Annotated in this window: 14 protein-coding genes; 4 read left to right on the forward strand and 10 right to left on the reverse strand. The window is 67.6% G+C overall.

Annotation, left to right across the window (positions count from 1 at the left end):
• The first annotated feature begins 8 nt into the window (after positions 1 to 8).
• Positions 9 to 1055 (forward strand): endonuclease/exonuclease/phosphatase family protein, encoded by a 1047-nt coding sequence (locus L880_RS0108365; protein ID WP_043328984.1) that lies wholly within the window; start codon positions 9 to 11, stop codon positions 1053 to 1055.
• A 25-nt stretch (positions 1056 to 1080) separates the two neighbouring features.
• On the opposite strand, the gene L880_RS0108370 is transcribed toward L880_RS0108365, so the two are convergent.
• The gene (locus L880_RS0108370; protein WP_051443174.1) at positions 1081 to 1500 is read right to left on the reverse strand and encodes a cupin domain-containing protein; all 420 of its coding nucleotides are present in this window, start codon (positions 1498 to 1500) and stop codon (positions 1081 to 1083) included.
• A gap of 92 nt (positions 1501 to 1592) precedes the next feature.
• Here L880_RS0108370 and L880_RS0108375 point away from each other — a divergent pair, with 92 nt between their 5' ends.
• Positions 1593 to 2396 carry an SDR family NAD(P)-dependent oxidoreductase gene (locus L880_RS0108375; protein ID WP_027475299.1) on the forward strand — a complete coding sequence of 268 codons (804 nt, stop codon included), beginning with the start codon at positions 1593 to 1595 and terminating at the stop codon, positions 2394 to 2396.
• A 16-nt stretch (positions 2397 to 2412) separates the two neighbouring features.
• On the opposite strand, the gene L880_RS0108380 is transcribed toward L880_RS0108375, so the two are convergent.
• Positions 2413 to 2916, reverse strand: coding sequence for a MarR family winged helix-turn-helix transcriptional regulator (locus L880_RS0108380; RefSeq protein ID WP_027475300.1), 504 nt, complete (start codon positions 2914 to 2916; stop codon positions 2413 to 2415).
• Positions 2917 to 2969: 53 nt separating this feature from the next.
• On the opposite strand from L880_RS0108380, the gene L880_RS0108385 reads away from it, so the two are divergent.
• Together L880_RS0108385 and gloA are read left to right on the forward strand one after the other, a co-directional pair.
• On the forward strand, positions 2970 to 3563 hold the full coding sequence (locus L880_RS0108385) for a PaaI family thioesterase (RefSeq protein WP_027475301.1): 594 nt from the start codon (positions 2970 to 2972) through the stop codon (positions 3561 to 3563).
• Between the two features lie 57 nt (positions 3564 to 3620).
• Positions 3621 to 4031, forward strand: coding sequence for a lactoylglutathione lyase (gene gloA / locus L880_RS0108390; protein WP_019575178.1), 411 nt, complete (start codon positions 3621 to 3623; stop codon positions 4029 to 4031).
• Between the two features lie 12 nt (positions 4032 to 4043).
• On the opposite strand, the gene L880_RS0108395 is transcribed toward gloA, so the two are convergent.
• From L880_RS0108395 to L880_RS0108430, 8 genes are read right to left on the reverse strand one after another with little or no spacing between them, the layout of a single operon-like run.
• Positions 4044 to 5507 carry an N-acyl-D-amino-acid deacylase family protein gene (locus L880_RS0108395; RefSeq protein WP_027475302.1) on the reverse strand — a complete coding sequence of 488 codons (1464 nt, stop codon included), beginning with the start codon at positions 5505 to 5507 and terminating at the stop codon, positions 4044 to 4046.
• On the reverse strand, positions 5497 to 6405 hold the full coding sequence (locus L880_RS0108400; RefSeq protein ID WP_027475303.1) for a MurR/RpiR family transcriptional regulator: 909 nt from the start codon (positions 6403 to 6405) through the stop codon (positions 5497 to 5499). Before L880_RS0108400 ends, L880_RS0108395 begins: the two co-directional genes overlap by 11 nt.
• A 12-nt stretch (positions 6406 to 6417) precedes the next feature.
• Positions 6418 to 7722, reverse strand: coding sequence for an alanine racemase (locus L880_RS0108405; protein WP_043328987.1), 1305 nt, complete (start codon positions 7720 to 7722; stop codon positions 6418 to 6420).
• Positions 7723 to 8706, reverse strand: coding sequence for an ABC transporter ATP-binding protein (locus L880_RS0108410; protein ID WP_027475305.1), 984 nt, complete (start codon positions 8704 to 8706; stop codon positions 7723 to 7725). It lies immediately after the preceding gene.
• A complete protein-coding gene (locus tag L880_RS0108415) occupies positions 8703 to 9773 on the reverse strand; it encodes an ABC transporter ATP-binding protein (protein WP_027475306.1) in 1071 nt (356 codons plus the stop codon). Before L880_RS0108415 ends, L880_RS0108410 begins: the two co-directional genes overlap by 4 nt.
• A complete protein-coding gene (locus L880_RS0108420) occupies positions 9770 to 10642 on the reverse strand; it encodes an ABC transporter permease (protein WP_245615034.1) in 873 nt (290 codons plus the stop codon). Before L880_RS0108420 ends, L880_RS0108415 begins: the two co-directional genes overlap by 4 nt.
• Complete coding sequence (locus L880_RS0108425) at positions 10639 to 11589, reverse strand: ABC transporter permease (RefSeq protein ID WP_027475308.1); 951 nt, start codon at positions 11587 to 11589, stop codon at positions 10639 to 10641. The genes L880_RS0108420 and L880_RS0108425 overlap by 4 nt, the downstream gene beginning before the upstream one ends.
• A 14-nt stretch (positions 11590 to 11603) precedes the next feature.
• Entirely contained in the window at positions 11604 to 13091 is a 1488-nt protein-coding gene (locus L880_RS0108430) for an ABC transporter substrate-binding protein (protein ID WP_157462723.1), read from the reverse strand.
• Between the last annotated feature and the right edge of the window lie 110 nt (positions 13092 to 13201).

Raw genomic sequence — 13201 nt, forward strand, 5'->3', positions numbered from 1 at the left:
ACCCAGCCATGTCGCAAGACCTGGCTCCTTCCTCCGGCGGCACCCGGTACGCCACCCTCTCGGTGGCGACCTGCAATGTGCTCAACCTGGCCAACCCTGGCCGGGTCTACTACCCCAACCAAGACCCTTACACCCAGCACGAGTTTGACCACAAACTCGCCTGGCTGGGTGAGCGCTTCGCCACCCTGAACGCCGACATCCTGGCCGTTCAGGAGGTCTGGGATGAGGCCGCCTTCAAGGGCGCCATCCACCGCAGCAAGCTGCACTACAACGAGATCCGGGTGCCAGGTGCCGAGAACAACGCCCACCAGCAGGGTGCCAGCGGCACCCCTAGGCTGGGCCTGGCCACCCGACTGGGCGTGGAAGAGATCCGCTCTCTCACCGACTACGCCCTGCCCCAGGCGCTCGACATCCCGGGCTGCGGCGTGCACGGACAGTTCGAGCGTCCGCCGCTGCTGGCCGTGTTGCGCATGAAGCATGGGCAGCGCATCAGGCTGCTGAACGTGCACCTCAAATCCAAGCGCCCGCGCTTTCTGCTTGACGCTCAGGGCCGGTCGCTGGAAGACCGGGACGACCCCAAGATCATGGCCCTGGCCACCCTGCGCTCGCTGATGATGCGCGGCGCCGAAGCTGCCGCCTTGCGGGGGCTGGTGGTGGACCTGCTCAACACCGACAACGCCCCTCTGGTGATGGTGGGCGACTTCAACGACAGCCCGACCAGCGTCACCACCCAACTCGTGGCCGCCACCTCCGAGGTGGCCTACGACAAGTCGGCCCGGCGCCTGGCCTTGTTCAATGCCTACGACGTGCAAAGCGAGATGGCGCTGCGCAAGGACGTGGCCTACTCCCACATCCACCAGGGCCGACCCGAGGTGCTGGACCAGATCCTGGTGAGCGAGGGCTTTCTGGCCGAAGGCCGCTTCAGCCTGGGCGATGTGCGCCGCATCCAGTACTTCACCGACCACCTCAACGAAGGGCACAGCCGCACCCGCTCGGACCATGGCTTTGTGCGCGCCCTGCTGCGCCTGCGCCTGCCCGAGGACTACCGGCCCTGACGCTGGAGGGCCTGCTGCCGCGACCTCAGTCGCGCAGGAACACGGTCACCAGCGGGTCGGGCCCCACCTGCCGGCTCCAATGCCCATGCACGGCCGGGTCGAACACCGCGCCTGCCGGCAGGGTGTCGGCCGAGTAGAAGTGCTGGCCCGGCCCGAACACGCGCGAGACCCCACCCTGCAGGCCGATCTCCATCTGCCCCTGCAGAATGAACACCCACTGCGGCTCGCCCGTGCAGTGGAAATCGCTGCGAAAGCCCACCGGGCTGTGGCGCAGCTGGTAGCCCTGAGCGCTCTTGAAGGGGCTCAGTTGCGAGGCCGGCTTGCCTTCGCTCAGGGGCAGCGATTCTTCATGGAAATAGGCTCGGCCATCGGCGCCGGTGGCCAACACCACACGGGTGAAACTGGATTGGCCGCTGGCGGCATCGGTTTGAATCAAGGGTGACATCGGATACGGAGCCCGGGGGCTGGAATGAGCGCCAAGCATAGCGCCTGTGAAGCCATGCTCAGGGCAACTGGGCAAGCTGTTAGCATGCCCCGATGACTTTCCCAAGCTCTTCCATCTCGTTCGGCCTGCAAGGCCGTGTGGCCATCGTGACCGGTGGCTCGCAAGGCATCGGCGAGGCCTGCGTGCGCCGCTTTGTGCGCGAACAGGCCCAGGTCGTGATCGCCGACGTGGCCGACGCCCGCGGCCAGGCCCTGGCGGCCGAGACCGGCGCCCTGTATGTGCACTGCGATGTCAGCCGCAAGGCCGATGTCGATGCCCTGGTCGCCCGCACGCTGCAGGCCCACGGCCGCATCGACATCCTGGTCAACAACGCCGGCATCTTCAAGGCCGCCGATTTTCTGGACATCACCGAGGCCGACTTCGATGCGGTGCTCGACGTCAACCTCAAGGGAGCCTTCCTGGTCGGCCAGGCCGTGGCCCGCGCCATGGTGCAGCAGGCCGGCACCGCCCCCGAGCGGGCGCCCGGCGCCATCATCAACATGAGTTCGGTCAACGGCGTGCTGACCATCCCCACCATCGCCAGCTACAACGTGAGCAAGGGCGGCATCAACCAGCTCACCCGCGTGATGGCCCTGGCCCTGGCCGACCACGGCATCCGTGTCAACGCCGTGGCCCCGGGCACCATCGCCACCGAACTGGCCGCCCAATCGGTGCTGACCAGTGACGAAGCCCGTCGCCGCATCATGAGCCGCACCCCGCTGAAACGCCTGGGCACGCCCGACGAGATGGCCGACGTGGTGGCCTGGCTGGCCAGCGATGCCTCCAGCTACGTGACCGGCGAGATTGTGGTGGCCGATGGTGGCCGCATGACGCTCAACTACACCGTGGCCACCTGAGCCCCTGGGCCGAAGATCAGGCCCTGGCCGCCTCTCCAGAGGCCGCCGGCCCCGGCGCAGGCTCGACCAGGCGCTCCATGCAGTCATCGATCAGCCCATGCAGGGCCACCACCGTGGACTCGCCCAGCATCTCGTTCAGGCTGAGTTGCGCCACCCGCCACAAGGCCTGCGCCTCGCGGCGTTTTTCGCGCCCGGCCTCGGTGATGTGAACCAGACGGCTGCGGGCGTTCTGCCCCGGGCCCAGCAACAGCCAGCCGGCGTCCATCAGCGGGCGCAGGTTGCGCGTGAGCGTGGAGGCGTCCATGGCCATGCTGCGCGCCAGCTCGGACGGCTGGATGGGCCCCAGGCGCTCCACCGTGTTCAGCAAGGAATACTGCGTGGTCTTCAGGCCGCAGGTGTTCATGTGGGCGTCGTAATGCTGGGCCACCTGTCGCATCAGACGGCGCAGCTTGAAATTCGTGCAGCCCTGCGGACGGGCTGTCGCGTCCTTGACAGTTTCGGAGGGGGTGCGCTTGTTCATGAGTTCATTGTATTTGCAATAATTGCATCTGCAATATTTGACGGAATTCAACCATGCGCACCGCCAACCCGCCCAGCAGCCACGCCGACACCGATCCTACGGCAGACTCCCGTGAAGCCACCCTGCAGCGTTGGCTGCAGGAGGAAGCCGCCATCCGCGCCCAACTGGACCAGGGCCCCGGCCCGGGCGTGGCCCGGCCCGAACAGATTGCCGGCAAGAACGGCCTGCAACAGATGCAAGCCCTGCTCGAGGGCACCCTGCCCTATGCCGAGATGGCGCGCACGCTGGATTTTCTCATTGTCGAAGTGGGTCCCGGGCGCGCCGTGTTCCAGGGCACGCCCAGACAACAACACCTGAACCCCATGGGCACCGTGCACGGAGGCTGGTTTGCCACCCTGCTCGATTCGGCCCTGGGTTGCGCCGTGCACACCTGCATGCTGCCGGGTCGGGGCTACACCACGGCCGAGCTGGGCGTGAACCTGGTCAAGGCCATCACCCCCAAGGTCGGCCGGGTGCGGGCCGAGGGCCGCGTGATCCATTGCGGCCGCCAACTGGCCACGGCCGAGGCGCGCCTGGTGGGGCCTGATGGCACCCTGTACGCCCATGCCACCACAACCTGCCTGGTGTTCGACCTGCCCACGCGCTGAGCCCCGAATAAGGCCGCAGAATAGGCGCCTTGTCTTTGCCTATTGATGGACCCTCGAATGCGGTTTCTGCACACCATGCTGCGCGTTGGCAACCTCCAGCGCTCGATCGACTTCTACACCCAGGTGCTGGGCATGCAATTGCTGCGCACCTCGGAAAACCCCGAGTACAAGTACTCGCTGGCCTTCCTGGGCTACGGCCGCAACCCCGAACATGCCGAGCTGGAACTGACCTACAACTGGGGCGTTGAAAGCTACGAACTGGGCACGGCCTACGGCCACATCGCCCTGGGCGTGCCCGACGCGTATGCCGCCTGCGAAAAGATCAAGGCCGCAGGCGGCAACGTCACGCGTGAGGCCGGCCCGGTCAAGGGCGGCAGCACCGTGATCGCCTTTGTGACGGATCCGGATGGGTACAAGATAGAACTCATCCAGCGCGCCGAGCACGAAGAAGGCAAGGGCCTGCGCTGAGGCCCTCGACCCTCAACAGGTCTCGCGCGGCAGGAAGCGCCCGGCACGCGCCCGTTCGTGCGGCTCACCGCCCACAAAGCTCAGCACGCCGTTGACCCACACCTGCTCGATGCCCGCGCTGAATTGCTCGGGCTGGTCGAAGGTGGCCCGGTCGCGCACCTGGGCCGGGTCGAGCACCACCACGTCGGCATGGGCCCCGGGCCGCAATTCACCGCGATCGGCCATGCGGAAACGACGCGCCGACAGGCCTGTCATCTTGTGGATGGCCAGCTCCAGGCTCAGCATCCCGGTATCGCGCCAATAGCGGCTCAGCACGCGCGGGAAAGCCCCCCACAGGCGCGGATGCGGGCGTTCGTCGTGGGGCAGGCCGTCAGAACCGATCATGGACAGGGGATGGGTCACCACCCGGTCGACGTCGTCCTGGTGCATCTGGAAGTAGCAGGCGCCGCCGGGCATCAGGCGCTCGCAAGCCTGTTGCTGGCTGACACCCCACTCCTGGGCGATGTCGGCGAGTTGCCGCCCGGCCATCTCCGGGTGGGGCACGCTGCCGGTGATGAGGATGTCGATCACGCCGTCCACCAGATCGGTGCGCAGCACCGTGGAGCCCGCCGTGTAGGGGTAGACGTCCAGGCCCAGTTCCTGGTCTCGGGCCAGGGCCTCCAGCAGGGGCAGGGTCTCGCGGGTGCGCCCCCAATTGGCAGGCCCGGCACATTTGTGGTGCGAGATCACCAGCGGCAAGCCGGCCTGGCGGGCGGTGCCTGCGGCCTCCAGCAAAGCCGGCAGGATGGCGTCGAGTTCGTCGCGGATGTGGGTGGCATACACGCCCCCGGCCCGTGCGGCCACGCTGGCCAAAGCGACCAATTCGTCGGCGTCGGCGGCATAGGCCTCCTGGTAGAACACCCCGGAGGACAGCCCCAGTGCGCCGGCGTCCATGGCGTCTTGCAGCTCGGCCTGCATGGCGGCCAGTTCGGCGGCCTGGGCGGGGCGGCTCAGATCCGCCATGTGGCGGATGCGCAGCGCGCTGTGGCCCACCAGGGCGGCCACGTTGACTGCAGGCCGTGCCTGCTCCACCGCCGCGGCGTAGTCGCTCATGCGTGGGTGGCGGAACTGGTGTGGGCCCAGCAGCTTGAGCAGGCCCGGCGGATCCTGGCTGAGCACCGGCACCAGCGAGATCCCGCAGTTGCCCACGATCACCGTGCTCACGCCCTGGGACAGCTTGGGCAGCATGGCCGGGTGGTCCAGCACGGCTGCGTCGTCATGGGTGTGGACATCAATGAAGCCCGGGGCCAGCACCCGGCCCTGGCAATCCACCACCTGGCAGCGCGGGTGGGCCGCCAACAGCGCTGGCGGGATCTGCCCCACGGCCAGCAGGCGGTCCCCCACCATCAACAGGTCACCCACCTGGCCAGGCCGGCCCGTGCCATCAACGATCAGGCCCTGGCGCAACAGGGTGGCAGGGGCTTGGTCAATCGGCATGTCGGCGCTCATCGGGGTTCATGCCGACAAATTCGGCACTGTCAAAGCCATGCTGCTCCAGCAGGTGGCGGAACTGCTGCAGGCCTTGGGTGGCCACCGGCCCCATCTTCTGGGCCAGGCGCACGGTCAGGATCTCGATCATGACGAGGTGGGCCAGGTAGGCCTCCGTGCCCACGCGCATGACGGCATCGGGCGGCACCGACACCTCCAGCAGCAGGTCGGCCATGGCCGCCAAGGGGGTTCCAGGCTGGGTCAGAGCCACCACGGTGGCGCCGCGTGACTGGGCAAAGCGCGCGGCCTCCAGGGTGTAGGGCATGCGCCCCACATGGGACACCACAAAGGCCACGCCCGTGGGCCCCAGGGTGTGCGCCGATACCAGCTGCTGATGGGCATCAAAAATGGCATGGGCCGGTCGCCCCAGGCGGAACAGGCGGCTTTGCAGCTCACTGGCCATGAACGTGGACGCCGCCCCGACCGAGTAGCAATCGATGCGCGAGGCCGCGGCCAGCTTGTCCACCACCTGGTCCACCCGGTCAGGGTTGATGCGGCGCCCCAGATCGGTCAGCGACGACACTGCCGCATGGATGATCTTGCTGGCCACATCGGGGCCAGAGTCCTCGTTCAACACCGAGCGATGCAGGTGCGAACCCGTGACAGCCAGGTCTTGCGCCAGGCTGACCATGAACTCGCGCACCGAGTCGTGGCCGAAGCTGCGTGCCGTGCGCACAATCGTGGGCATGGACACACCGGCCTGCTGGGCCAGTTGCTCCACCGTGGCGGCCACGGCCGCGCGGGGGTCGGACAGCACCAGTTGCACCACACGGCGTTGGGCCTCAGGCAGATCCGCCTGCCGATCACGCAGCTGCCGCAGCAGGCTGGGGTTGGTAAATTCAGACATGCGCGAGTGGCCTCAAAAATGGGTGCTGATGGCGGAGACAACCCGCCCTTGTTCGTCGAGCACAGGCATCCAGCGCCACTTGTCGAACGTGGTGCAGGGGTGGGAAATGCCCAAGCCCACCCGATCGCCCACCGCAGGCACCGGCCCGGCCGGATCAAAACGCAAATAGGCGTGGTGGTCGTTGAGAGCGTCGATGCGCCAATCGGCCGGCACGGCCTGGGCCTGAAGCAGGCTGCGTACACCGCGACGGGCCATCTGCAAGGGCACGGGCATCTCCAGGTCGTAGGACAGATCCCGTCGGCCACACGACAGCAAGGCCAAGCCCGGCTCAGGCACCGACTGCACCAGGGCCCACACGGTCAGGGCCGCCTGCAGCGAATCCGCCAGGCCCTCACGCTGCTCCAGCAACTTCAAAAAGCGCTGGTAGTTGCCATGGTCGTGGGTGATGTAGCAGCCCGAGCGCAAAACACCGCACACCGGGCGAGACAGGCCTTGCGCCTGCAACAGCGGCAAGACCAGATCAAACACCGCCGAGCCCCCTGCCGTCAGCAGGATCTCATCGCCCGACAGCAGGCCCTCGTCGTCGCAGGCCCGTGCAATGGCCAGCACACGGCGCACCAGATCGGTCACCTCACGGCTGTCGTGTGTGCTGTCACAAATGGCCGCGCCGCCCTCGTAACACTCGATGCCCCCAAGAAGGACGGCCTGGGAGGCCGCCAGGGCGCGCGCCAGGGTCAGGGCCTGCTCCAGGCTGCGGCAGCCGGTGCGCTTGCCCGGGATGCCCACCTCCAGCAGCACCTCGAAGGGCCGGGAACCGGCTCGGCGTGCCGCCCAGTCTTCGATCAGGGCCAGCTGGGCAGTCGAGTCGACCAGAAACCAGACCCGAAGATCCGGGTGCTGGCCCAGCAGCGCCTGCAAGCCATCGAGATCGGCATCGGCCAGCACCTGGTTGGCAATGATCACCCGCCGGGCCCCTGCCGCCACCCCCACGGCCGCCTGGTAGACCGTGGCAAAGGTCAGGCCCCAGGCGCCCGCCTGCAATTGCAGGGCGAACAGTTCGGGCGACAGGCTGGTCTTGCCATGGGGCGCCAGTTGCACCCCCCGGTCGTTGGCGTAGCGCTGCATCCAGGCCAGGTTGTGGCGCAAGGCGGCCTCGCTCAACACCGCCATCGGGTAAGGCAGGTCGTCGTTCAACAGCTGCCAGTTCAGCTCGCTCAGCTCGGCGGCTGGCCGCGCCGCGGCGGCCTGGGGGAAGTTCTTGTAGCGCCCCGTCAGGGTGAAGCCGGTCAACAGGGTGTCAGGAATCAAAGAGCTCATTCATTCTCTCCAGCAGGCCGTCCAATGGCCTGCGGACACTTCGCGCAAGGGGGTTGCAGACTCGGCACAACGGGCCTCGGCCTGCGGACACCGGGTGCGGAACACGCAACCCGAAGGGGGGTGGGCCGGGCTGGGCAGATCGCCCTTCAAAGGAATGATCGTGCGCCGCTGCATCGGGTCCAGCACCGGAGCCGCCGCCAGCAAGGCCTGCGTATACGGGTGCCGGGAACGACTGTACAGCGTGGCCGTGGGCGCCATCTCCATCACCCGCCCGAGGTACAGCACCACCACCCGGTCGCAGAGGTACTCGACCACGTCCAGGTCATGCGAAATGAACAACAGCGTGAGCCCGAGCTGTTCTTTCAGGTCGCCCAGCAGGTTCACCACCTGGGCCTGGATGGACACATCGAGGGCCGACAGCGGCTCATCGGCCACGATGAACTCTGGCTCCACGGCCAGAGCCCGGGCGATGCCGATGCGCTGCCGCTGCCCGCCAGAGAACTCATGCGGCAAGCGATCGGCATGCTCGGGCCGCAAGCCCACCTGCTGCAGCAGGGCCTGGATGCGCGGCTCCCGCGCCGCCCCCCGGGCCAGCCCGTGGGTGTCCAGCGCCTCGCCCAGCACCTGCCGGATGCGCATGCGCGGGTTCAGGCTGGCATAGGGGTCCTGGAAGATGATCTGCAGCCGCGCGCGCAGCGGCCGGTAGGCCGCCGCACTCAGCGCGGCCAGATCGGTCTGGCCCTGCTGGCTGTCCTGGTAGAGCATCTGCCCCGCATTCGGGTCGAGCAGGCGCGTGATCAGGCGCCCGATCGTGCTCTTGCCCGAGCCCGACTCACCGACCAGGCCCAAGGTCTCGCCGCGCGCGATCGAAAAGCTCACGTCGCTCACGGCACGCACCGGATGAGGCCCGGAGCCAAAGTGTTTGCTCAGGCCGCGGATGTCGAGCAAGGGTGGTTCGGCCTGGGGATTGCGCACAGGGTTCATGCCATGACCTCATCGTTGGAATGGATGCAACGGGACTGCCGTTGCCCGCTCAGCGCCCGCAACTCAGGCATCGCCAACTCACAGGCCGCCTCGCGCTGGCTGCAGCGCGGCCCGAAGGCACAGCCCGGTGGGGGGGCCAAGGGGCTGGACACCTGCCCCGGAATCGCCACCAGGCGCTGCCGCCCCGCGGGCCTTGCCAGCGGCGGCGCGCCCGCCCTCCCCGCCCCTTCGGCCTGGCGCCGTGCCATGCCGGGCAGGCAGGCCAGCAGGCCCTGGGTGTAGGGGTGGCTGGGGGCCCGGAACAAATCCTGCACCGGTGCCGACTCCACGATGCGGCCGGCATACATCACGGCCACCTGGTCGGCGTACTGCGCCACCACGCCCAGGTTGTGCGTGACAAACAGCAGCGTCATGCCGGTCTGCTTCTGCAGCCGCCCCATCAGGGCCAGGATCTGCGCCTGGATGGTCACGTCCAGGGCGGTGGTGGGTTCATCAGCGATCAGCAGGCTGGGTTCGCAGGCCATGGCCAGGGCGATCATCACGCGCTGCCGCATGCCGCCGGACAGCTGATGGGGATACTCGCCCAGGCGCTGCGCAGCGGCCGGGATTTCCACCCAGTCCAGCATCTCACGCGCCCGGGCCAGGGCGGCCCGGCGGTCCAGCCCCTTGTGCAGGCGCACCGATTCGGCGATCTGCTCGCCCACCGTCAGCACCGGGTTCAGGCTGGTCATGGGCTCCTGGAAGACCATGGCCACCTCGTTGCCCCGCAGGCGGCGCATCTCGGACTCGGGCAAGGCCAGCAGATTGACCCGCTGCCCATCGCGCCGCACAAACCAGGCCTCGCCCGCCACTTCAGGGCGGGCGCTGCGCGCATGCAGCCCCATCAACGACAGGCTGGTCACCGACTTGCCGGAGCCCGACTCGCCGACCAGGGCCAGCGTCTGGCCGGCCGGAATCTGAAACGACACCTCGGCCACGCTCTGGATGCGCCCTTCGGGCGTGCCGAACGAGGTCGACAGGCTGCGCACGTCCAGACGCGGCGCGGGGTTTTCAAGCGGCTTGTTCATGCGGCCTTCCTCAGTTTGGGGTCCAGCAGGTCGCGCACGCCATCGCCCAGCACCTGCAGCGACAAGGCCGTGAACACGATGGCCAGCCCCGGGTAAAGAATCACCCACAGGGCGCGGTCGGCGTAGTCGATGCTGCCGGCGATCATCGTGCCCCAGGTCGGGATCTCGGGCGGAACGCCCACCCCCAGAAAGGACAAGCCTGCCTCACACAGAATCGCATAGGCAAAAATGAAAGTCAGTTGCACCAGGATGGGCGAGGCCAGGTTGGGCAGGATGTGGCGCCACAGAATCCAGGGGGTGCGCACCCCCAGGGCGCGTGCGGCGTCAATGAACAGCAACTCGCGCAGCACCAGGGTGGCGGCCCGCACCACGCGGGCCACCCGTGGGGTGTAGACGATCACCAGGGCCAGCACCACGTTCCACAACGAGGGCCCCAGAATCGCCACCAGAGCGATGCCCAGCAGGATGTCGGGGAAGGACATCATCGCGTCCACCAGCCGCATCAAGGGCGCATCAAGTCGTCTGAAATAGCCGGCCAGCAGGCCCAGCAAGGTGCCCAGCACCACCGCCCCCGCCGCCGTCACCGAGCCGATCAACAGCGAGAACCTTGCCCCGTGCACGATGCGCAGCCACACGTCACGCCCCAGTTCGTCGGTGCCCGCCCAATGCGCGGCAGCAGGAGGCTGAAGGCGGGCACTGATGTCGATCGCACTGGGATCGGCGCTCGACAGCGCCGGCCACACCAAGGCCAGCGCCACCACCCCACCCAGCAGCACGGCGGCCACCAGCACCACGCGCCTGAGGAACAGGCGCCCCAGCACGGAACGCCAGGCGGGCACGGGCCGCCCCATGGCTTGCACAGTCGTCATTTGGCCTCCAGCCGGATGCGTGGGTCGACCACCGTGTAGAGCAGGTCGACCCCCAGGTTGATCAGGACATACACCGCAGCGATCACCAGCAAGGTGCCCTGGATCACCGGGTAATCACGCCGCAGCACCGCACGAACCACCAGATTGCCCACGCCGGGCAGGTTGAAGACCGTCTCGGTCACCACCGCCCCGCCAATCATCAGTGCCAAGGTCAAACCCAGCACGGTGACGATGGGCACCAAGGCGTTGCGCAGCACGTGGTGCAAGAGGATGCTGCGCTCGGGCAGGCCTTTGGCCCGCGCCGTGCGCACATAGTCTTCACTGAGGATGTCGAGCACCGAGGCCCGCGTGAAGCGGATGATCAGCGCCGAATTCAGCAGCCCCAGCACCAGGGCGGGCAGCACCAGGTGGTGCAGGCGCTCCAGCAGCGGCGTGTCCGGGTCACCATAGCCCGAGGCCGGAAACCAGCCCAGCTTGACGGCAAAGAACTGCATGAAGAGCAGGCCCAGCCAGAAGCTGGGCACACTGGCGCCCAGCATGGCCACACCGCTGAGCAACTGGTCGGCCCAATGGCCGCGCCAGACCGCGGCCACCGTGCCGCAGGGAATGCCGATGAGGGCCGCCACCGCCACAGCAAAGCCGGCCAGGAACAAGGTGGGCTCAGCGCGCTCCAGCAAGGCCTGGGTCACCGGGCGCTGCAGAAACAGCGACTCCCCGAGGTTGCCCTGTGCGACCTGGGCCAACCACAACAGAAACTGCGTGCCCAAAGGGCGATCGAGGCCGTATTCGGCCCGCACACGGGCAATGTCTGCCGCCGTGGCCTGATCGCCGAGCAACAAGGCCACCGGATCGCCCGAGGCGAGCCGGGTCAGCAGGAAGACCAGCACCGCCACCAGGGCGAGCACCATCAAGGCACCGGCCAGACGCCGGGTCAGAAATCGAAGCATGTCGAGGCCCCTGCTCAGCCCAGACGCACGTTGCAGAAGAAGGGCCAGACCAGCGGCACGTAGCCTTGCAGCTTGCTGGAGCGGGCCGACAGGGCGTTGAACTTGCCCAACTCCATGAACGGAACCTCGTCATAGACCAGTTGCTGCACACGGCCCCAGAGTGCTGCACGCTTGTTCAGGTCGGCTTCCTGGTTGAAAGCCGCCAGGTGCTGCCGCTTGGCCGGGGTGTCCCACCAGCCCGGGGCGTCGTCCCCCATCTGGGGTGGCGAGACCATGGGCTCAGGGAACAGGCCGGAGTGGGTGAAATACACATCCCAGAGTTTGGGATCGTTGCGGCGCTGAACCAGCGTGGCCCAGTCGACCACCACCAGCTCGGTCTTGAAGCCGGCCTTCTTGAGTTGCTCCGCCAGCACCAGGGCCATGTTGTAGTGGAACTCGTACTGCCGGCTGGCCATGATGCGGATCGGCTGCCCGTTGTAGCCCGCCTTGGCCGCCTGATCGCGGGCCAGCTGAGGGTTGCGCTCGTTGTAGAGCGTGGCGCCAGCGGTCGAGAAATATGGCGTGCCCTTGGGAAAGAAATTGGGCTCCACCGCAAAGAAGCGCCCGTCACCAAAGCCGGCCGCCAGCATCTCACCACTGCCGGCGGCCGTCTGAACCGCCCGGCGCAGGGCCTGAGAGGCCAGCACGCCTTCTCGGGTGTTGAACACCACATAGGGGAAGCCAAAGTTGGGCGTGAGGATCGCCTGCACCGCAGGCGCTCCTTTTTCGAGGCGCCCCATGGCCTCCACCGGCAGCAGGTCCGAAAAATGGAACTGTCCCGACAAAGCCCCTTCGACGCGGGTGTTGGCGTTGGGCACGGGCACAAAGCGCAGCTCGTCGATCAGGGCCTGGCGGCGCCCGGCGTAGCCATCCGCCGCCTCGGTGCGGGCGACATAGCCGGCGAACTTCGTCAGAACCGTGAACTGGTCGGGCCGGCGCTCCTTGAACCGGTAGGGACCGGTGCCGATGAACTCCTTGAGTTGCGGCGCCAGGCTCTCCTTGGGCATGATGGCGGCCATGGCCCCCGGCAGGGCCAGCTGGGCCAGCAAGGGGGCGTAAGCGGCCTTCAGCCGGATCTCCACCGTCAAGGGGCCGGTGGCCGTGAGCGAGGCCACCTCCTTGGCCACCGCCTTGCCACGTGCGGCCAATTCCATCCAGCGCTGCAGCGAGGCCACCACGTCGCCAGAGTTCATCTCACGCTCGTTGTGAAAGCGAACGCCCTTGCGCAGGGTGATGGTGTAGCTCAAGCCATCCTTGGACACCTTGGGCAAATCCTGCGCCAGCATGGGCGCCACGTTCCAGCGCGAGTCAAAGGTGTAGAGCGGCTCATAGACGTGCTGCATGATGGTGGCCACCAGGTCCGACGAGCTGAGCATCGGGTCCAGGCTCTGGGGCTCGGCCACCATGGCCAGGTTGACCGCACTGACCCCTTGGGCCCGGGCCGCACCGGCGCCCAGAAGCATCCCCCCGACCCACGCCCCGCCCGCCAGGCCCAGACAACTTCGCCGATCGAGGAGCGGGCCCGAGCCCTCGGGAGAAACATGAATGCTGGCTGAGTCTGAACGCTGAGTCA

The sequence above is a fragment of the Curvibacter gracilis ATCC BAA-807 genome, from assembly GCF_000518645.1.
In the GTDB taxonomy this organism is placed as follows: domain Bacteria; phylum Pseudomonadota; class Gammaproteobacteria; order Burkholderiales; family Burkholderiaceae_C; genus Curvibacter; species Curvibacter gracilis.